20 protein-coding genes and 2 pseudogenes are annotated in these 18502 nt (G+C 56.5%); 14 read left to right on the top strand and 8 right to left on the bottom strand.

Annotated elements, in window-relative coordinates; all coding sequences use genetic code 11:
- Positions 1 to 191: 191 nt before the first annotated feature.
- A complete protein-coding gene (locus JIN84_RS21700; protein WP_200353200.1) occupies positions 192 to 806 on the top strand; it encodes a hypothetical protein in 615 nt (204 codons plus the stop codon).
- A 339-nt stretch (positions 807 to 1145) separates the two neighbouring features.
- Positions 1146 to 1727, top strand: a complete 582-nt coding sequence (locus tag JIN84_RS21695) for a PEP-CTERM sorting domain-containing protein (protein WP_200353199.1) — start codon at positions 1146 to 1148, stop codon at positions 1725 to 1727.
- 242 nt (positions 1728 to 1969) lie between these two features.
- Here JIN84_RS21695 and JIN84_RS21690 read toward each other — a convergent pair whose 3' ends face one another.
- Complete coding sequence (locus tag JIN84_RS21690; RefSeq protein ID WP_200353198.1) at positions 1970 to 2290, bottom strand: hypothetical protein; 321 nt, start codon at positions 2288 to 2290, stop codon at positions 1970 to 1972.
- A gap of 340 nt (positions 2291 to 2630) precedes the next feature.
- Here JIN84_RS21690 and JIN84_RS23610 point away from each other — a divergent pair, with 340 nt between their 5' ends.
- The 3 genes from JIN84_RS23610 (at position 2631) to JIN84_RS23605 (ending at position 5564) form a co-directional block, all read left to right on the top strand.
- A complete protein-coding gene (locus JIN84_RS23610) occupies positions 2631 to 3005 on the top strand; it encodes an aldehyde dehydrogenase family protein (RefSeq protein ID WP_425563417.1) in 375 nt (124 codons plus the stop codon).
- Between the two features lie 396 nt (positions 3006 to 3401).
- A complete protein-coding gene (locus tag JIN84_RS21680) occupies positions 3402 to 4034 on the top strand; it encodes an SOS response-associated peptidase (protein WP_200353196.1) in 633 nt (210 codons plus the stop codon).
- A 1164-nt stretch (positions 4035 to 5198) separates the two neighbouring features.
- On the top strand, positions 5199 to 5564 hold the full coding sequence (locus JIN84_RS23605; protein WP_425602311.1) for a helix-turn-helix domain-containing protein: 366 nt from the start codon (positions 5199 to 5201) through the stop codon (positions 5562 to 5564).
- Positions 5565 to 5927: 363 nt separating this feature from the next.
- Here the strand turns inward: JIN84_RS23605 and JIN84_RS23315 are convergent, their stop codons facing one another.
- The 3 genes and pseudogenes from JIN84_RS23315 to JIN84_RS21655 all read right to left on the bottom strand — a co-directional run bounded on the left by JIN84_RS23315 (position 5928) and on the right by JIN84_RS21655 (position 6915).
- Positions 5928 to 6158, bottom strand: coding sequence for a magnesium chelatase subunit ChlI family protein (locus tag JIN84_RS23315; RefSeq protein WP_200353193.1), 231 nt, complete (start codon positions 6156 to 6158; stop codon positions 5928 to 5930).
- Positions 6130 to 6297 (bottom strand): annotated as a pseudogene (locus JIN84_RS23595) (YifB family Mg chelatase-like AAA ATPase); the annotation flags it as partial. The gene JIN84_RS23315 and the pseudogene JIN84_RS23595, both read right to left, overlap by 29 nt.
- A 48-nt stretch (positions 6298 to 6345) precedes the next feature.
- Positions 6346 to 6915 (bottom strand): hypothetical protein, encoded by a 570-nt coding sequence (locus JIN84_RS21655; protein WP_200353192.1) that lies wholly within the window; start codon positions 6913 to 6915, stop codon positions 6346 to 6348.
- Positions 6916 to 7204: 289 nt separating this feature from the next.
- On the opposite strand from JIN84_RS21655, the gene JIN84_RS21650 reads away from it, so the two are divergent.
- The 4 genes from JIN84_RS21650 (at position 7205) to JIN84_RS21635 (ending at position 9552) form a co-directional block, all read left to right on the top strand.
- Positions 7205 to 8149, top strand: coding sequence for an Hsp20 family protein (locus tag JIN84_RS21650; RefSeq protein ID WP_200353191.1), 945 nt, complete (start codon positions 7205 to 7207; stop codon positions 8147 to 8149).
- Between the two features lie 121 nt (positions 8150 to 8270).
- Positions 8271 to 8735, top strand: a complete 465-nt coding sequence (locus JIN84_RS21645) for an Hsp20/alpha crystallin family protein (RefSeq protein ID WP_200353190.1) — start codon at positions 8271 to 8273, stop codon at positions 8733 to 8735.
- A gap of 83 nt (positions 8736 to 8818) precedes the next feature.
- Positions 8819 to 9148 carry a hypothetical protein gene (locus JIN84_RS21640; RefSeq protein ID WP_200353189.1) on the top strand — a complete coding sequence of 110 codons (330 nt, stop codon included), beginning with the start codon at positions 8819 to 8821 and terminating at the stop codon, positions 9146 to 9148.
- Between the two features lie 59 nt (positions 9149 to 9207).
- Entirely contained in the window at positions 9208 to 9552 is a 345-nt protein-coding gene (locus tag JIN84_RS21635) for a hypothetical protein (RefSeq protein WP_200353188.1), read from the top strand.
- Positions 9553 to 9578: 26 nt separating this feature from the next.
- On the opposite strand, the gene JIN84_RS21630 is transcribed toward JIN84_RS21635, so the two are convergent.
- Positions 9579 to 10247: a response regulator transcription factor gene (locus JIN84_RS21630; RefSeq protein ID WP_200353187.1), complete on the bottom strand. Its 669-nt coding sequence runs from the start codon at positions 10245 to 10247 to the stop codon at positions 9579 to 9581.
- Positions 10248 to 10865: 618 nt separating this feature from the next.
- Positions 10866 to 11693 carry a LysR family transcriptional regulator gene (locus JIN84_RS21625; RefSeq protein WP_267908299.1) on the bottom strand — a complete coding sequence of 276 codons (828 nt, stop codon included), beginning with the start codon at positions 11691 to 11693 and terminating at the stop codon, positions 10866 to 10868.
- 172 nt (positions 11694 to 11865) lie between these two features.
- Between JIN84_RS21625 and JIN84_RS21615 the strand changes: the two genes are divergently transcribed.
- Both JIN84_RS21615 and JIN84_RS21610 read left to right on the top strand, forming a co-directional pair.
- Positions 11866 to 12201 (top strand): nuclear transport factor 2 family protein, encoded by a 336-nt coding sequence (locus tag JIN84_RS21615; protein ID WP_200353185.1) that lies wholly within the window; start codon positions 11866 to 11868, stop codon positions 12199 to 12201.
- Entirely contained in the window at positions 12198 to 13004 is an 807-nt protein-coding gene (locus tag JIN84_RS21610) for an SDR family oxidoreductase (RefSeq protein ID WP_200353184.1), read from the top strand. The genes JIN84_RS21615 and JIN84_RS21610 overlap by 4 nt, the downstream gene beginning before the upstream one ends.
- 877 nt (positions 13005 to 13881) lie before the next feature.
- On the opposite strand, the gene JIN84_RS21605 is transcribed toward JIN84_RS21610, so the two are convergent.
- Complete coding sequence (locus tag JIN84_RS21605) at positions 13882 to 14202, bottom strand: hypothetical protein (protein WP_200353183.1); 321 nt, start codon at positions 14200 to 14202, stop codon at positions 13882 to 13884.
- Positions 14203 to 15268: 1066 nt separating this feature from the next.
- Between JIN84_RS21605 and JIN84_RS21600 the strand changes: the two are divergent.
- Positions 15269 to 16155, top strand: a pseudogene (locus tag JIN84_RS21600) (SDR family oxidoreductase).
- Between the two features lie 199 nt (positions 16156 to 16354).
- Positions 16355 to 16765: an SOS response-associated peptidase family protein gene (locus JIN84_RS21595; protein WP_200353182.1), complete on the top strand. Its 411-nt coding sequence runs from the start codon at positions 16355 to 16357 to the stop codon at positions 16763 to 16765.
- A 282-nt stretch (positions 16766 to 17047) separates the two neighbouring features.
- Here the strand turns inward: JIN84_RS21595 and JIN84_RS21590 are convergent, their stop codons facing one another.
- A complete protein-coding gene (locus JIN84_RS21590) occupies positions 17048 to 17494 on the bottom strand; it encodes a hypothetical protein (RefSeq protein WP_200353181.1) in 447 nt (148 codons plus the stop codon).
- A 122-nt stretch (positions 17495 to 17616) separates the two neighbouring features.
- On the opposite strand from JIN84_RS21590, the gene JIN84_RS21585 reads away from it, so the two are divergent.
- Positions 17617 to 18459: an exopolysaccharide biosynthesis protein gene (locus tag JIN84_RS21585; RefSeq protein ID WP_325099627.1), complete on the top strand. Its 843-nt coding sequence runs from the start codon at positions 17617 to 17619 to the stop codon at positions 18457 to 18459.
- Positions 18460 to 18502: the final 43 nt, after the last annotated feature.

Genomic DNA, 18502 nt, shown 5'->3' with positions numbered 1-18502 from the left:
CAACTCACGATTCCCGAGCATTATCCCCATCCACCTTTCCGCCGCAGTGCAGGGTTCTCCCGCTCAGAAGTCAACCCGCGTTCTTCCACCGGCGGACGAAATGGGGGATTGGCAGCGCGGGCCAACGGCACCAAGCCAGTTTCAACGGATTTTCCTCCAGTTCCACCGGAGGTGAGGTCTTCGGATTTGGCATGACGGGCGTTACCCTCTGCAATCCCGGCATGTTCTTTCCCAAGCTCTGCTTTCCTCTTGCCCTCACCGGTCTTGCCCTTGCCCTGCCCCAGGCCAAGGCCGCCATCACGATCACTTTCAGCTACAACGGGACGGATACTGTCGGCGTCATCAGCGGCTCCATCATCCTTCCTGCCGCACCCGCCGCGAATGATGTTGGCGGCGGCTTCCTCCGCTATGTCGGCAGGGGGGAGGCGATATTGTATGTTCATGTCGTGGGCAGTCCCTCATACGATCACTATACCGGCGGCAGCAATCCAGGTTTTGTAAACCTCCTCCAGTACCCTGAGCCACAGTTCATAGGCACGAAGTCATTCGGCTTTGACAGAGGGAGTCTCTACACCGCCTTTGATGCCGTTCCTGGGAGCACCTATGCTCCGACCGGAACTTTCGTCTGGCCAGGTTTCACCTTGGAGCAAGTCGGCGTCAGTGGCCTGGCAACTCCTCTGGTGGTTTATGTCGCTTCGAACGGAGAGGAAATCCGATTCCTTGCCAACGTCCCGGAACCGGGTGTCAGCGGGCTGCTGGCCGTTTGCGCCCTCGGCACCATCGGCATCCGCCGTCGCGGTCGCTGAGGGAACTCGTTGCGTCGCATCCTTGATGCAACGGCGGAAATCGAGAGCGTTCACTCCGGGATTCTAGTGAAGGGAAAAGGACGTCGTGCCAAACCAGTTTCAGCGGATTCTATTCCAGTTCCACCGGAGCCGAAGCTTTGGGATTTGCCGGGCCGGGTGATACCCTCTGCACTTCGGTCATGATTTTTCCGAAGCGCCGCTCTTCCTCTCTCCCTCATTGGTTTGCCAGTGTCTAGCCGAGGCGGAAGATGCGATCACAGTCACTTTCAGTTATCTGTATACAACTCCCATCGACACGAAACACATCAAGTCATCAACCATTTGAAAATAACATCCCATATGCTTCCCACCAGTCGCCCATTGTCCGCCGGTGCTATCCTTGCGATCACCGGTTTTGGTCTCCTCCTGAACATCCCCGCTTCGGCCGCGAATCTCGTGCTCGACTTCAGCGACAATGCCGGTCTCGGCTATGGCGTCGGCACCAGCACGCTTATCACAGAAGACGGAATCAAGCTCGTCTCCATCGCTGGCACCTATGAGGTCACCCTCGCCCCGAAGAGCGAGCTCAATCTCAAAGACTTCGGCGGTAACGGCTCCACCCGGACCGTCGTCTTCTCCCTCGCAAGTGGAGGAAACTTCGACTTCATCGGCTTCACCCGCACCGACGGCTACGGCGACTGGACGCTCACTACCAACCGTGGAGACTCCACAACCTTCAATTTATTTTCCCCACCCGATCTGTCTGGCCCCAAGTGGGACGATCTCTCCTCTGTAACGCTCAGCACCTCGACTCAGTATGGCGAATCGAAATTCGACAATTTTGTCTTCAACGACGTTCCTACTTCAGTGCCCGAGCCTACAACACTCGCGGTCCTCGCGTTAGCCGGCATGGCGCTGGGCGCGCGCCGCCGTCGCCGTTGATCGAGTCTCTGTAGTTGGGATCGCAGTGACCGAGGAACGGATTCTGAGATCGCCATTCCCGTATCTTCATAGCAATTTTCCCAGATGAGCGTAGGCGTTTGTGGACCCTTCACGTACGCAACGATTGTGTGCCGCTACTCGGGAACTGCTGTATCCCGAGGGCGGCGAATTAGCCTTGCTGGCCGCCCAAAAATGGTAAACCAAGCCGACTTGCTTCCTTCGTGAGATCGGCATCAAAAATATCAAGGCTGGGTGGTGCGGTGGGGAGTCGCATTCGGCGGCGAAGTCACGTTGGGATTGGATGGAGCCGGATTTGTCCCGCTGGGCGGTGTGGCGGGACTGGTTTCGACCTGTCCTCCCGGCCCGGTGGTAGGCTTGTAATCGCTGCGTGTTCCGCCATCAGTCTGTGATGTGCCCGTGCCGGGAGAAGGCTGCGTGGCATTCTTGTTAACTTCCGCGGGCAGTTTTTTTCTCTCCTCGTAGCCGAGGTTGGTATCCTCGCGTTGACAAGAGATGGTCAGGAAGGAGACGACGCATAATAAGCACAAGGATTGGGTCTTCATGCAGTTTCCCTGAGCAGTTGATGTTCCCACCCCACGGATCTAGAAAAATCAGTCAGTTACGAAGGATTGATGGGTTTTTCGATATTCGGCAGGAAGCATTTCGCAATCCTCTTTCTCGATTTGCGCAATGTTTCATGGCTGCGGAAACAGACTTTTCTCAAACGATACGGTCTTCGACGGTGGGAAAGGGGCCGATAGTTGCTTGCTTCATCGATTTTCCACGTTGCGGAGAGTTGCAATGGACTCTAACGAGAGGGCGGAATCATTCAAACGGGAGCGAAGCGAATTATCATTGTGGGTGCCGGGCCCGGAGGACTTACGGCCGGGATGACAGGAGGCGATTGACAAGATCAGGAAAAATCCGGAATCGTTTGCGATCTACCCCTTCACCAAGGATCCCCAGGTGGTCGCACGGATCCGAACGGAACTGCGTTCGGGTGCGGTATGCGTCAACGATGTGGTGGTACATGTTGCCGGGGAAGAGCTGCCGTTCGGAGGGACGGGGGCGAGCGGGATGGGACGAAACCGGGGGGTGTCAAGCTTCGGGCTTTTCACGCGTGAGCGGGTCATTGTCAAAAGGGCCTTGCGCTGGGAAATTTCGGCCCGGTTTCCTTCACTGCCACCGCTGAAAGTTCTCGAGAATTCTGAAATTCCTTCCGCGTCAAATTTGATGCCTGGAGGCCACGCCGCCATTCAGCGCGATATCGCCGGGTAGGTGGTCCAGAGCGAGAGGATGTTGATGGAATCCGCGAAGCCGTAGCAGCGGGCCTCAACCATCTGGTCACGGCGATGGGGCATGGCGGAGCAGATAGGTGAAAAAGTTGACACGCGGCAAGAGTCGCACGCATGGATCTTCGCGTCTCCACGGTAGAGCGGTCCCCGTCAGTGTAGAACGAAAATAATTACTAAGCCGATTTGACCTGGCGCGGAATCGTGTTTTCGTCCCTATATGAGTGCCTGTGAAAGTTTCGAGGAATGTGGTGTCGGTGATTACGTGTTGGTGCCTCCCGGCACTGCCAAAACATCCCCCCCTCCGCCTGGAGATTTTGAACTGATAAAGGTGCCAATCGAGGATGGTGAAGGCGATGCGTGGGTCCGCAGGAGCTGAGCCATGTGCACGGGTTACGAGCTCAATCCGAGACAACTGGGAAAGTCTCTCACCCAAGTGGATGTTCGGGATGTAGCCCGACTGCTGTCCGACGCGGAAATCCGCATCATCCGCCCCACACAAATCGCACCAGTGATCATGCCTGACGGATCACTGAGGGAGATGCGGTGGGGAATTCCCACACCGGTCAAATCTGCGGTGCTGGGAGCAGAGCCGCGGATGAAAAACGTTGTCAATTCCCGCGAAGACAAGCTGAAAGGCTGGCCGTGGGACGAAGCGTTCCAGAAGCGCCGCTGCATCATTCCTGCGGCTGCATTCTATGAATGGGTCGAGGTTGCTGCGAAAAAAGTGCCCCTGCGTTTTGTCCGTCAGCACCCGGACACAATCTGGATTGCAGGGATTTGGCAGCATCATGCAGAACACGGCGAATGCTACTCCATGATCACCACCCTGCCGAACGCCATGATGAAGCTCGTCCATGACCGTATGCCAGCGGTGCTGACCGACGAACAGATCCCTCCATACCTTGCTGGTGATCTGCAAGATTTCGGCCCTTCGGCAGCCGCCCTCACCTACACACAGGCGGAAAACTTTCTGAAAAGGAAAACCCTGGAACAGGGTGAATTGTTCGAATGACCCGTCTCCGGAGAGCACGCCGGCTCTTGCAAGGGCCAAGACCAATCATCGTTCAGTTCGTGGATTGTCGCGGAGGGAGCGTGCTTCACTCTCCAAACTTCCGCGGCACTCGGGAACTGGAAATCATGGGCGTCGACTACATCCGTTGTGCGGTAATAGAAATCGAGGTGGATTCCGTGTGATCCCGGAGAGTGGTGATGCGACGTATTGGACGGTTTAGCACATGGTAAACAGGGAATTTCAGAGTTCTAGATAATTGGGGGCAAGCCTGCCCGATTGAGCCGCGCAAGTGGGGGGAAACGTGCTGGTGAAAATATCTCCAGCCCGGCCCGTTAGAGCCATGTCGGGACCGCTCTTCAACGATTTTTTCAGGCAAGTCCGTTCAAGTTCAATTTCGTCGGGACTGGTGGTTTGCAGGTCGGGAATGAGCTCATGTGAACATTCATCAGCGAACCCATCAACGACGTCCTCGAATACTGCGCGACTTCAATCTTTTGAATTGTCAAATCCGGAAAATGCGTGAAGGAAGGTAGCACATTCCTCCCCCGATGATGAAAAGTTGGAATCTGACCGCCCCCGACGGAAGCTGCCATAATGCTTACAATCTTGCGCACTTCGTGCGTGAAAATCCGCATCTGTTTGCGCCAGAGGATGTGACCTGGAAGCGCAGGAAAGCCAAACGAGGCCAAGGGAGCACCTACTGTAATGCCACGGCGGGACTCTCCAACGTGCGTCAGGGAAAGACGAGAGCTTGGAAAGGGTGGAGTATCACGGATGGCAGAGTGCCCCTGAATAGAATAGACTGGGCCACGGTGGACTGGAGCCAGTCAACGTCTGAGATAGCGAAGAAACTTGGCCTCAGCGGCGTCGCGGTATCCATCGCACGCAGGAAACACGCACCGCATACGATCCGGTTCCACCGACTGGCCATTCCATCCGAAACGTGGAAAAAGGTGGACTGGACCATGAGAACGATCGATATTGCGAAGAGTTTGGGTTGCTCCATATCATCGGTCAGTGCCGCGAGGCGGCGTCACGCTCCCGATTGACAGATGAAATCATCATCGAGTTTGATCGGGTCCTATCCGATCCCTGGTGCTGAGTTCCGCCGCCGGACCTTGGACATACCACTCTCGACCAGCCCGTCGCGACTGCGGTGGCCGCATGCGTTCAGGAGAGCGAGTCAATTCTCTGGTCGGGCTCAAGCCCGGTTGGGGCTTGGGATCTCGGGTGAGACCTAGCACGGTTAGACACACCGTTATCTTGGCGAATACAATTTACAATGTGATTCTGAGCGCGGGAATGCCGCTCCCGAAGGCTTATCCGCTCAAGGTCGAAACAGTTGGCGACCACATTCGGGCTGTCCGACTGCGGCGCGGGCTCGAGCAGTCGGAGGTCGCAGAGATCCTCGGCGTGTCGAAAGAGACAGTGTGGAATTGGGAGAACCACCGCAACGCCCCACTCGTTCACCAGTGCAGGAGGTCATCGCATTCGTCGGCTACGATCCATATCCGGAACCTTCTTCGCTAGCCGAGGAGCTAGTCTCCTTCCGCCGGTTGAGGGGTCTCAGGGTCAGGGATGCCGCCTCCCTCGCGGATGTCGACCCGGCCACTTGGTCAAGCTGGGAGAGGAACGAGCACCAGATTACCCCGCGATATTTGGACCGGATCCGAACTCTGCTGGGTGACGTTCCAGATTCCGGAGGATGTCTTTCACCTCGGAGAGCACGGATCGCTCCACCCTGAAGTAGCCTTACGGCAGGGAGGCGTGAAGCTATCGAATTTGCTACGGATCTCGGCGAGCGGCGAGGGTTTCCGGAACGATATTCTCTCGCCTGGGCCTTAGGGCAATCCACCAAGCTTTCCGTGAAATGTTGATTTGCAGTCTGGCGATTCACGCAAACAGCTTCCGGTCCAGCGACCTGTATTGGATCGCTCCCAGAATATCGTTGGGTCGGATGTCGGGAGAGCCGCCAAGATCCGCCAGTGTGCGGCCGACCTTGAGGATGCTGTCGTGGGCGCGGGTGGAGAAATTCATCTGCTTCATGGGGTGTTCGAGGTAGGCCCGTGCTTCCGCTGTCCAGCCGGCAATACTGACGCACTTGACGGGCCCCCATGGCGGCATTTGTGAAATGTGTCGTTTTTTCGAATCGCTCGCGCTGAATGCCGCGTGCGGCCGCCACGCACTCGCGGACCGTGGCGGATCTCTCAGCGATGTTCGTGTCCGACGAAAGTTCCCGAAAGTCGACGATCGGGACATCCACATGGAGGTCGATGCGATCCAGCAGCGGCCTTCAGAGAACATCCATCAGTTAGATTTTAGAGGGTTGGTTTTCTTTTAGGGGAGAACTTGCGATCGTGGATTTCGGGACCGGCGGTTTGTTGGACAGCTGAATGGATCGCCGCGAAGCCCCAAGCCTCCGCCTGTAGACGGCCACACCAGCGATCCCAAGTCGATTGGAAATCTGTGATGTCGATTTGCTCCAATCAACTGCCGCCCAGTCGATCCGTCTGAGGGGCGGCTTGCCATCTGTCAGACTCCACCCCTTCCACGATCTTGTCCGTCCTTGGCGCACGTTGGAAAGTCCTGCTGTCGCTTTGCAGTTGGCGCTTCCAAGCCCTTTTTCGGCTTTGCGCCGCTTCCATACCACGTCCTCGGCGGCAAACAGACGCGGATTCTTGCGGACGAAATGGCAAAGATTGTGGGCTGTGTGTTGGGCTCCTTCGGGGGAAGTCAAATACCAGGTTTTCAGTCCAACGAGATCCATGGGGTCTACAAATTGACGCAGGAAATTCCGATTCTCTTCCCATTTTTCCTGTCGTCTTGCAATTTCAAAAGTCGCTGCGCTGACTGCGAGGCACCCATGTGGTGGCGTGGGCATATCGGAAGGGACAGCCGATTCTTGATGGCTCTCTCAAATAGTGTACTAATGAACAAAGGAACGAGTCCCGAGCACTGAGCCCTGACGAACTCGAACTTGAGCGTCGCGTCTGAAAAAAATCGTTGATGAGCCGTCCCCGTCAGGCTCTAACAGCTGGTTCTGGGGATAGCTCCCGCGGTCACAAAATGAGTGGATCGGAAAATCAGGAGAAAATTTCAGACAAAATTATTTTCCGATGTCGGTTTGGCAATAGATGGAACTTACGAACCCATCTCAACCTACTGAAACAATGAAAACCATATCAACCAACTCACGGCGCGCCGGAGTGCTGCTGACAGGCATTGCTTTGGGCGCGGGTATCATCACCGCCGGACTCAGCGCGTCAACGGCTGCGGAAACCAAACCGGGCGATGGCGGCGGCTTCGTTGAAAAGGCACAGGAATGGCAGGACAAGATGTCCGAATCGTTCCGCGACCTTTGGAAGGACCTTCGCGGCGATGATCGCGGCAAGCCTTCCATTTCCACGGCTTCGGTCGACCTGCGCGAGCAGGAAAACAGCCACATCATCCGGCTCAGCCTGCCCGGTCGCAAGCTGGAGAATGTGAAGGTCTCGCTTGAAGGAACCTCCCTCCAGATTCTCGCTCCGGCGGAAGGCAAGCTTGGCCGCTACTCGCAGAGCATCACCCTCGACGGCGTGGCTGCCGGAGCTAAAGCGAAAACCGAGCTGAAGGAGAGTGACGGTCTGATGGTGATCACCGTGCCCAAAGGTCCCTCCGCCGGGACGACCGATCCGTCGTCAACCGTGGGAGGCGCGACGCCCGGGGTGCTGGATGAGTGGGACCGGGACATCCTCCGGCGCATGGAAAGCATGAACCGTGAAATGGACCGGATCTTCGCCGATGCCTTCGCGGAATTCCGCTCCGTTCCCCAATATAAGAATTACTTTGACGAAGCCCGTTTCGGTTCTTCGATCGATCTGAAAGATGAAGGAGACCGCTATGTCGTCAGGGCCTATCTGCCAAAACGGGACGTCAGCACCGTGAATGCTTCCGTCGAAGAAACGACTCTCAAAATCGAAGCCAAGGCTGAATCGGAGTCGTCCGGGCGTGGCGGCACCAACCGCACCAAGGCGCACTATCTTCAGACCCTCACCCTGCCGGGGCCGGTGAAAGTGGATGAAATGAAGGTGGAGACCAAGGACGGCCTCGTGGAGGTCACCCTGCCGAAGAAGTGAGGTGCGGATCAGCTCGATCCCATTTCCGGGGTAATCCCGGTTTTCCATACGGTCCGCTAACCCGGGCGGATGTCGGACCGGCTGGGCACAACCCAATCACATCCGCCCCCCTTATATCAAAATGAATCAAGCAATCAGTAGTTGGAACCCCTTGCGGGAACTTGAGGACTTCCAGAAGCGCATTCTGGGTGCTTTCCAACCCGCGTCCTTACAGCGGGGAACTGGAAGCGGCCAGCAAGCGTCCCAAGCGATGAGCCAGTGGCTGCCCCTAGTCGACATCACCGAAGATCCGGAGGGCTACCACATCACCGCGGAGCTGCCGGAGGTCAATAAAGACGATGTGAAGATCACTCTTGAGAACAAGGTGATCACGATCACCGGCGAGCGGAGGATCGAGAAGGAACAAGGAGATAAAAAATACCATCGCATAGAGCGGTCATATGGATGCTTCTCAAGAAGCTTCGCTCTCCCGGATGACGCGGATGCCGCACAAGTGGATGCCCAGTTCCGGGACGGGCTGCTGCGGATCAAGGTGGCCAAGAGCGAGGCGGCAAAACCGAAGCAGATCGAGGTAAAGGTAAACTGAGCCCCACTGATACGGACCCCGGCGGGTTTCCCATCCCTGCCGGGGTCTCCAACTCAATCATCCCAACGGAAAAATGGTTTTTTATGGAAACGAATGAGATCCGCGACAAGGCGGTTGCCGCGACATTGGAGCAGTTTGATTTTGAAAAGGTCGAGCGTGCCGCGCAGGCGGTCGGGTGGAACGTTCAAACCCGCCCGTCAATCGACGGAGGACCTCCAGACGTGGCGGAGATGAAAACGATCGCCCGCTCCCTGCTCGAAAAGGCATGGGACGATGAGGGGGCTCCCAACTGCGAGTATTGCCATGGCGGTCTGAGAGCAAGCCGGACGGACGGATGTCTGTCGCTCCAGTTCGTGCTAGAGGAATCCTATTTCGTCGCAGCACTTGATCTGCCCGCGAGCGGAGGGAACTAGCATCCAGCGGGTATGCCAGTTTGAGGTGAAGGTCAGAGAATTACCGACTTTTTTCCGACATGAGATTCGAGATTGTAAATTCCAAATGTGGCCCCGACCGGCTGGCCATATCTCCTGAGCCCCCGGTGGGTGAGAATGAATTCAATGCCGCCGTTCGCGAAATGGCCAAAAGCGAGGTGCTCCACCCGGCCCTTACGTTCTCTCTGGATGATGGTGATATCCTCATCGACGGCATCCAACAAAGCGGTCCTGTGAACCCGCAACAGATCGCGGCGCTCAGTGCATTCATTGAGGCGGCTGTCAGCGAAATCGCCCAGCAAGACAGGCTCGACGCACAGTTGCACGATCAGTTGGTGGAACTATTCTCAAGAAGTTCGGGTCTGGCTATCAAACCGGACAGCTGAACGGAGGATTAGAGGCTTCGTCCATCTCACCCTCTGCCCACGTCACATGAAAGAAATTTGACCGCAGCTTCGGTTCTGGTTTGGACATTCAATTTTTCAAATATTCTTCGGATGTAGGTTCGGACCGTGTCGAAATTCAGATCGAGGCGTTCGGCAATTTCCTTGTAAAGCAGTCCTTGCGACAGGAGTTCCAAGCATTCCAGTTCACGGGGGGCGAGTTTGCTAAGATTTTCCACTACATCTTGAGGCCGGAACAATTTCCCGCGTGGGATACCTCTGAGTATGTAGCTGGATATCGGTAAACCTCCTTGCAGAATCTCGCACAGGGCCGAGGCAAGTCTTGTCGGGATGTCCCGCTCCAAAAGATATCCGGCGGCTTCAAAGCCGAGCATTTCAAGGCAATTCCATGGCAGGCTTTCGTCCAGTATGACGAGCGTCTTCAGGTCTGCTCGATATTTCGCCACCTTGTTCAGGAATCCTCCAGAAACTGAAGCCGGACTCAATACGTAAAGGATAAGGATATCGACATTCGGACAACACAGATTCGTTATTGCCGATCCGAGCGTCGGATGTTGGCCTATTATCTTGAATCCCGCAGGTTCCACGAGAGGTGCCAGAGTCTGCGAGTCGTAGGCGCTGCCACTGTGAACTATGACCAGATGCTGTTGCGCTGCGGCATTTTTGTTTCCATTCATATGGCGTTAACGGAAGAATATTCTGGCGTCTGAATCTTGTGTGCGGTCACGGTTGCGGTCACTGCGGACCCGGCCTCAAACTGGCCCAACAAGCAAGGTGGATGTTGTTGAGTCTTAGCCCTCCGATCACAGCTCAAAGAGCTAGCGATTGTCACGCCGGAGACATAAACTGCTATTCCTGCCAAACGGATTCCGGGATGCTGGCCTCGACCCGGATCCGCGCAGGAAAAAAGTCGACCGTGTTCCATTAACCACGACAAACCGGCTATCCGCGTCAGCTCGATCTCAATATCTTCCTGCAGGCTATAACGGGCATTTAGGTTGGCTGGCGCGACCGGCCCACTCATATCGCCGCACTTCTGCCATGATGTCTGCGGCGGGCGTTGCCGCCGGTGTTCTGTCCATGGCAAACCGCTGGCTCCCGCTGACGGTGGTGAATCGTGAAGGGTGTCTGGTTCGGCGAAATCAGAAGCTTGTCCCGCCGACTCGTTGTGGTCCTGTGCTACTTGGAAGCGAACCGCCTGAGAGTCCACCAGGACGCCCACGACGGGTCCGGAGACTAGCTATGTTCTTGAGAACGTTTCCAATAAGACTCCCCAGAGCGATTTTGTTGTGATTTCAGTAGGCTGAAGCCTTACCTGCATACTGTTTGAGGATGGTGACGAACAGTTCGGCGTGGGCGCTGTGTCGCGCCTCACATATGCCCACTTTCGCCACCACTGGATCAAACTTGGGATGGAAAGGTCTCCCCACAAGTGAACGTGGGAGAAACTCGCAAACCGTGTCGGCAAGGATGGCTGCCGCATTGTAGGCCTCCACACTGGCGAACAGTGTCGGCACCCCGTCTTCCTCCAGGGCGACAAAATGAGGAACGCACCCCAGAGGTTTCAAACTCCGCCGTATCGAAAGTACATAGTCCGGGAAATTTTTCCGGCCCAAACCTACGAGCGGGAGACCGCAAAGGAGCTTCGGAGAAATCCGTTTCCTGCGCGCCAGCGGATGATCGGCCCGCATGATCAGGATCAGCGATATTTGGCGGAATTCGGACCATTTGAAGCCGGGGGAGGCCAGCACCGAGGGCTCGAGCGCGATGACGACATCCAACTGCCCACTCTGCGCCATCCGAATCATTTCCGGAGGAGAGACGTCAGCCAACTCCACCTTCACCCGGGGCATCGCAGCGTGGAATCGCTCCAGCGCACGCGGAAGAATCCCAGCGGTGGCCGAAGGCGCATATCCCACACGCAGCACCTCTTCACGATGCTCCGTCCGGACCTTCTCCACCGCGGCCGCCGCCCGCGCCAGCAGATCCTGCGCCTCCTCGTAAAAACGCTCGCCGGCATCCGTCAGCTTCACGGAGTTCTTCCCCCGCTCGAAAAGCGCCACGCCCAGTTCATCCTCCAGATCCCTTACCTGGCGGCTGAGGGCGGGCTGGGTGAGGTGCAGATTTGAGAAGCCCGATTGAATGAGCCATGCGCCGCCACTGCCACAAAGTAACGGAGGTGACGGAGTTCCATGCCCGTAGTTTGACTCATACTTTTAGTATGAGCGAGCCCAAAAACACGGCATTGGCCAATTTTCCCGCTGATACATAACGTTCCGGCAACTTCCCAAACCTATGGATACAAATAACACAATCTCCCTGCCCGCGGTGGTGGCGAGCTTCCTTGGAGCCGCCAACCGGTTCGATGCCGTGGCCGCCGCCGCTTGTTTCACTTCAGACGCGACTTTCCGCGACAACGGCCGTGAATTCATCGGCACCGCCGCTATCGAACGTCTGATGACAGAATCGAACGAAGTGCGGCCGCATATCACCGTGACCAGCGCGAAAGTGGATGGAACGACCGCAGGGATCGTCGGCACAGTAGTGGGGAACTTCCCTGAAAGCCCCGTTGAACTGGACTTCGAGTTTCAACTGCAAGACGGAAAAATTTCACAATTAACAGTATCATGAAGATCGAACAACCTGACTTCCCGATCGCTTCCGAGGAATTCGCAGGGCGGCTTGTGTTTGTCACCGGCGGCACGAAAGGTGCGGGTGAAGCCATGGTCCGCCGCTTCGCTGCCGGGGGGGCGACCGTCATCACGACAGCGCGGCAGGCGCCGGAGGATCCGGACTTCCCCGCCTCGGTGATCACGGGTAATCTGGCCACCGCCGAGGGCGCTGCCAAGGTGGCCGCTCAAATCACCGGGACATTCGGCGTACCCAGCATCCTGGTGCAAAATCTGGGGGGTTCCGACTCGCCCGGCGGAGGCTTCGCAGCCCTGACCGATGACATGTGGATGAAGGAACTGAACCTGAATCTCCTGGCCGCCGTCCGCCTCGACCGTGCGTTCGTCCCCGCCATGCTGCAGCGGCGATCCGGGGTGGTGATTCACATTTCATCGATCCAGAGGCTGCTGCCGCTTCATGAATCCACAACCGCGTATGCGGCGGCGAAAGCGGCCCTTACAACCTACAGCAAGGCGCTATCCAAGGAAGTGGGACCGAAAGGCGTCCGCGTTACCGCCGTGTCCCCTGGTTGGATCAATACCGAAAATACCGCGGTTTTCCTCCAGCGTCTTGCGGAGAGCGCTGGGATCACAACCCAGCAGGCACAGCAAAATGTGATGGCAGCGCTTGGTGGAATTCCCTTGGGTCGGCCAGCCTGGCCCTGGGAAGTCGCCGAACTTGTGGCTTTCCTTGCTTCGGACAGGGCAGCCTCCATCCAAGGAACGGAGTATGTCATCGACGGAGGTACTGTTCCAACCATCTGAGTTCAGCACGATCGGGGACGTCAAGATGCGACGCGCGGCACCGCGGATTCAGATTTCGTCGACGCAACGCTTCGGCTGACGTCGCCCATAGATTGGTAGATATCGATATGCCTTTTGCTGATTTCAGTATGACCTTCTTTGCTGGAGAATCTGGCGAGGCTATTTGTATGATCCCTCGATGAGGGGCCTCCTCCCACCTCTCCACTGAGATCTGAGGCATTGTAAATTGCAGTCGAATGGTGAACCGGATGTCCACCGTAGTGGCGATTCCAAGAATGTGCAGGGACAAGATTCCAAATGGGGAGAGAAGAAGCATTTGCGGGAGTCAGAAAACTTGTGAAATCTGCTAGGAAATGCCATGCATAGTCCTGCTCGTCAATATCGTTCGGGTGTTCCGCGCTATTCGGACTGCTCCGCTTGATTGACAACGAATGGAGGATGCGCTCTTTTCGCGGCGGAGGGCGGCAAGAATCCCGTTATGATCCGATGACGGGATAACCAATGGGTTTGGTAAGCGGATAGCTCTTGCCGTCCTTCACCCACTTTTCCCCATCGGATCTCAAGGCGGACATAACACTCAGCGGCGTCCCATGGCCTCTGAGGATGGAGTAGGCTTCCGGTTTGGCCTTTTTAAGCCTAGGTAAGCTCAAGTGGACGTGAAGCCACACAGACGCCTCAACCCAGCCAGACAGCTGAATATGCGCCCGAGCATATTGGGCACCTTCTTGGACGGTGAGAAACCGCATGCCATGGGAGAGATCCGCCGTTCCTTCGAGAATCACCAACCGGCGCGAAGGGTATCGGTGAATGGAACAAATTTCCATGCGTTGCGCCTACGGCTAGCATATGGGGGAAAAACCGGCGAGTGGCATAGATTTCAGCATAGGGAATCATCAAGATGTCCGATCCCACACAAGTAAAGCCAGGTCGCATAATAGGCTACCGATACCGGGGTCAGTTCGAAATCCCGGCTGGCGCACCAATCTTTCCAGAGCGATGCTTCGACGGGCACGAGGATCAGCGAGACATTTTCCAGCCCCTTCCGTCCACGGTAGTTGGCGATGATCGAATTGAGTTCGTGGAAAGGCTTCGCAACCAGGCGGTCCTCGGCGGTCATTAGTTCCAGAAAAGCCTGATAATTTTCGGGGCTCAGATATTCGGGTACACACAGGAAGTGGGAAATGCCGGGGGAGAACATGAAGCCGGAACCCTGTTGAGATCATCAAGTGATGTCCAGAAAAAGAAGTGTGTATTGCATTATGCAATGCGCTAATAGCCAACCGAGAAGAGATAATTTTTGCTCCGTTTGCTTGACAGCTACGTAGGTCTTTTTCTTAAAAAAGCCCGCGAGGGCGGCAGGGTCTTCGTCATGGGAACATGACGGGTCAACGACCGGGGGCTCGGGCATGCTGGAGACGGTCAACAAGATCCTGTGCAACCAGTTAGGAAGCTTCAACATGTTCATCACCTGTGCGATCGCCCGGGTGTCCACCGTTCTTCCGGCGAGTGGGCCCAGCACATGATGCAGATCGCATGCTTGTGCCTGCAATCTGCCTCGGTGGAATTACCTAGGTGTTTCATCTGCGGCGGTTTTTCCGGTCACAGAGACACTGTTTGTGATCTATTTTACCGGACGTTTTGACTCCGCTTCTTCCTCACATATCTCACCTACCGGGTAAGGATCGCTGAGGAATTCCTCAATGTCGTGAAAGTAGGAGTCCTCCCATCTGGAGTAGAAGCCGGTTTTCTGCTGGGGATGGTGGCCCGATTCGAATTTCCAGTAACAGTTTCCGTCTCTGAAGTATCTGACCGTAGTCATATGCAAGGGTTTTTGGTCTCAGGGGACGGGAGCGTCACCCGATGATGTTCCTTCGCAAGGAGCGTACCGCATCACGTTGCGGAGTCAGGGACTCACGGTTGGGTGCCGCCCCGCCCGGTCCATTCTAAGGATTTTCCCCCGCCGATAAGCGGAAAAGAACGGATCAAGCGGCTTCATGTTCGATTCCATCATGGTGGAATGTGCGTCATTTGTCGCGAGGGAAGGCCTATCAAGGCGTTTTGAAATCCGCCTCAACAGGGTGAATTGCAATCCGTACACAGGTGATATGCATGGATCGACGACGCGAGGCTGGATCTCCTGTCTGCCGCAGGCTGTGATCTTCATCGGCTATTCTTTCCCCTTCGCACTTCCAGCACGTCGGTTTCTGGTGGATAGGTGGGAAAAAATTCTGGATTGGACCACGTCGTGCGAAAATGCCGGCACCATGCCAAACAACTCGAAAGACACATCAAAGGAAACCGCACTCAGGCCCGCACAGGAGCAATACCGCCAGCCGGGCCTGGAGAGCGAAATGACACCGAGACCATGCTTTGAGAATCCGGAACTGAAGGGAAGTGAGCGTCTCAAGGGTAGGACGGCGTTGATCACAGGAGGAGACTCCGGCATCGGTCGTGCGGTGGCCGTCGCATTCGCCCGCGAAGGGGCGGACGTGGCCATTGTTTACCTTGAGGAGGATGAGGATGCCCGGGAGACCGCAAGACTTGTTGAGGGCAAGGGACGGCGGTGTCTTTTGATCCGTTGTGACATCACGTCCCGGAGCGCGTGTATCAAGGCCGTGGATACGACTCTCGAAGAATTCGGACAACTGGACATCCTTGTGAACAACGCGACCGAGCAACACCCGCGCGAGACGGTGGGACAGATCACGGAGGAGCAGTTGGAAAGAACCTTCCGGACGAATGTTTTTTCCATGTTCTTCCTGACCGCTGCGGCGCTGCCTCATCTCGAAAACTCGGAGAAGCCCGCCATCATCAATACGACATCCGTCACCGCATACCGGGGAAGTCCGGAGTTGCTGGACTATTCAGCGACGAAGGCTGCCATCGTCGGTTACACCCGTTCGCTCTCAGGACAGCTTGCCGACAAGAAAATCCGCGTGAACGCGGTGGCACCGGGACCGATATGGACTCCCCTGATTCCCGCCACATTCCCGGCGGATGAAGTTGCGACGTTCGGGTCGGATGTCCCTTTAAGCAGGGCCGGTGAGCCTTGGGAGTCGCCGAATGCTACGTCTTTCTCGCTAGCGACGCGGCAAGCTACATCACGGGACAGACGATCCACCCGAATGGCGGGGAGATCATCAATGGGTGAGCAACGGTTTCTTCCAGCGGTGATGGTCGACTCTACCTCTAAGAAGTGAGGAGGGGGGGAGGTGAATCACCTAAGGAGGCATTGGTATTACCACTGATTGCGGCAAGGGATGTCCGCCAAGATTGTAGGGACGTAACTGGTCATCATATTCCCAACTTTCTGGGGAACGTCCTCTGACCGAGCCTGCGTCATCCATGCCATGCAAGAAGCCTTTACCTTGGCGAAATCAACACGACTACTTACCGATAGCGAAACTGCGGCGACAGAAGCAGTGGCCTGGGGGGCGGACGAGATGTTCCAGCCGAATTCCACAGCTTTGGCGATGTTGCCGGATGGGCAATTCCATCATCTGATCTGGGGAATCCGACGCTGGTTTTTGCCCTGTGTCCATCTCATCAAATGCATCAGTCTGGGCGACAAATCCTGGAAGTCGACCGCCTCACGCGGCCGATGTGTGATTCCGATGACGACATTCGTCGAGATGAATAGGGAGGACTGGTGGGGGGGTGTCTTTGAGTTGGTGGCCAAGGAAGGAGGCCTTATGTGGGTGGCCGGGATCTGGGACGTCGTTCAGAGAAGGCCACGTCACTTTGCAATCATCACCCAGTGAACTCTCGACTGAAACCGGATCCCACACCCACCCAGTCGCGATGGATGAGGAAGGAGCGTGGGCCTATCTTAGCAAAAGGTCGATGCGGCATCGACCGGCGAGTTTCCTTTCCATCGTGACGAACTGCCCGGTGCCTTGTGCTCCCGAGTGGGGAAATGATGGGACAGAAACCGCATTCAAGACGCGTGAAATGCGATGGAATGTAAAAAATAACCCCGCCCCGACATGATGGCGGAACGGGGGTGGCCGGCGCGGCCATGGTTTCCCGGCGAAGAAAGGCGCTCATCTGCCGTCGCGGTCCGCATCGCCAGGCAAGGACCTCTCGACGCGGTGCCAGCCCGCGCGAACCGCAGGCTGAGACTGTTCCCAGCCGAGGCGTGACCCCGGATGCCGTTCCGACCAGGCGCGGGCGAGTTCGGGTTCCGTCTCATCATAGGCTCCGCCGTCGCTGTTCTCATAACCCTCGTAACCCATCCGGTAGGCAGGGCCATAGTCCTCATAGTCATACTCGGAATCGTAGTAGGGTTCGTTCCGGTAGTTTTCCTTCCAGAACGCGTCCTCGGCTGTCGGGTCGATGGCTTCACCTGCGGCATGGCCCGCGGCGGCCCCTGCGATGGCTCCCACCACGCCTCCGACAGCCATTCCGACAGCCATTCCGACAGGGCCGCCAGCGGCACCAGCTACGGCACCGAGCGCCGCTCCTCCGGCGCTACCCAAGCCAGTGCCCACGGGATGGGAACCAGGTTCGCCGTGATGGGATCTCTGTTCGCGTCTTTCTCCGAACCGTCTCTTGTCTGATCTTGTGTTTTCATAGCAACCAGCATCCAGCAAATGGCGAACCATCGGTATTCATGATCATTGGAGTCGGCTCAATCCGAAGTTCCAAAAGGGAAAGTTGTCGGTCCTATGCCGGGGTGCATCTAACAACATCACTTCTTCGCCAATGCATTACGCATGAAAGGGATGCACAATCCCATCTTGATCGCGGATGCCATGCCCGATTCGTGCGACATTGCGTCCGGGACTTGAGACGATCTCATTTTAAGCTACGGTCCGTAATTGATCTCCCATATCACCATCTGCCTCTAGCCACAATGCCCCGCCAATCGCCTCCCAAAAGCCTTGAAGAAATGTTGGACCGCTTCGAAGAGTGCGCGAGGGATGAAGAAAGGGTGTCCGTGGAAAAACTGATGGATGCCGTGGGTCGGCGATCATTCGGACCATTGATTCTATTTGCCGGGATTGTTTTATCCGCGCCCGGGGTGGGGGACATCCCGGGAGTATCCACATTGATCGGAATATATGTCCTGCTGGTCGCCGGACAGCTGATATGCGGGCGGGATAATTTCTGGCTGCCGCGATGGTTGCTGGACCGTTCGGCCAAGAGCGGGACGGTAAAAAAAGCAGCGTCCAACAAATGGACGCGGAAGCTGTCCAAGCTCGTCGACAAGATCGTCACGGAAAGACTGGCCGTTCTCGTGGGGAACCGGGGAACTCGGGCGGTGGCGGTCTCATGTTGCGTCCTTGCGTTCGCCACCCCACTGACAGAGGTAGTACCCTTCAGCGGAACCGGTGTGGGAGTTTCCATCTGTATCTTCGGAATCGCCATGGTGGCGCAGGATGGGCTGATGGTGATTCTCGGGTTCGCCGTCACCATCGCCACACTGGTTGCCGCCATCGCCGTGGCGGGATGAAGGCGCCAGAACGCCCATCCGTCATCGGGCGGGCGTGCCCTTG

This window comes from Luteolibacter yonseiensis, assembly GCF_016595465.1.
Taxonomy (GTDB): Bacteria; Verrucomicrobiota; Verrucomicrobiia; order Verrucomicrobiales; family Akkermansiaceae; genus Luteolibacter; species Luteolibacter yonseiensis.
The sequence above is the reverse complement of the archived record's forward strand: the minus strand, read 5'-3'. Positions and strand labels throughout refer to the sequence as shown.

Bases quoted from the DNA above. Each gene is read 5' to 3' on its own strand.
- JIN84_RS21700 (WP_200353200.1), top strand. From the start codon at position 192: ATGACGGGCGTTACCCTCTGCAATCCCGGCATGTTCTTTCCCAAGCTC.
- JIN84_RS21695 (WP_200353199.1), top strand. From the start codon at position 1,146: ATGCTTCCCACCAGTCGCCCATTGTCCGCCGGTGCTATCCTTGCGATC.
- JIN84_RS21690 (WP_200353198.1), bottom strand. From the start codon at position 2,290: ATGAAGACCCAATCCTTGTGCTTATTATGCGTCGTCTCCTTCCTGACC.
- JIN84_RS21680 (WP_200353196.1), top strand. From the start codon at position 3,402: ATGTGCACGGGTTACGAGCTCAATCCGAGACAACTGGGAAAGTCTCTC.
- JIN84_RS23605 (WP_425602311.1), top strand. From the start codon at position 5,199: ATGCGTTCAGGAGAGCGAGTCAATTCTCTGGTCGGGCTCAAGCCCGGT.
- JIN84_RS23315 (WP_200353193.1), bottom strand. From the start codon at position 6,158: ATGCCGCCATGGGGGCCCGTCAAGTGCGTCAGTATTGCCGGCTGGACA.
- JIN84_RS21655 (WP_200353192.1), bottom strand. From the start codon at position 6,915: ATGCCCACGCCACCACATGGGTGCCTCGCAGTCAGCGCAGCGACTTTT.
- JIN84_RS21650 (WP_200353191.1), top strand. From the start codon at position 7,205: ATGAAAACCATATCAACCAACTCACGGCGCGCCGGAGTGCTGCTGACA.
- JIN84_RS21645 (WP_200353190.1), top strand. From the start codon at position 8,271: ATGAATCAAGCAATCAGTAGTTGGAACCCCTTGCGGGAACTTGAGGAC.
- JIN84_RS21640 (WP_200353189.1), top strand. From the start codon at position 8,819: ATGGAAACGAATGAGATCCGCGACAAGGCGGTTGCCGCGACATTGGAG.
- JIN84_RS21635 (WP_200353188.1), top strand. From the start codon at position 9,208: ATGAGATTCGAGATTGTAAATTCCAAATGTGGCCCCGACCGGCTGGCC.
- JIN84_RS21630 (WP_200353187.1), bottom strand. From the start codon at position 10,247: ATGAATGGAAACAAAAATGCCGCAGCGCAACAGCATCTGGTCATAGTT.
- JIN84_RS21615 (WP_200353185.1), top strand. From the start codon at position 11,866: ATGGATACAAATAACACAATCTCCCTGCCCGCGGTGGTGGCGAGCTTC.
- JIN84_RS21610 (WP_200353184.1), top strand. From the start codon at position 12,198: ATGAAGATCGAACAACCTGACTTCCCGATCGCTTCCGAGGAATTCGCA.
- JIN84_RS21605 (WP_200353183.1), bottom strand. From the start codon at position 14,202: ATGTTCTCCCCCGGCATTTCCCACTTCCTGTGTGTACCCGAATATCTG.
- JIN84_RS21595 (WP_200353182.1), top strand. From the start codon at position 16,355: ATGCAAGAAGCCTTTACCTTGGCGAAATCAACACGACTACTTACCGAT.
- JIN84_RS21585 (WP_325099627.1), top strand. From the start codon at position 17,617: ATGATCATTGGAGTCGGCTCAATCCGAAGTTCCAAAAGGGAAAGTTGT.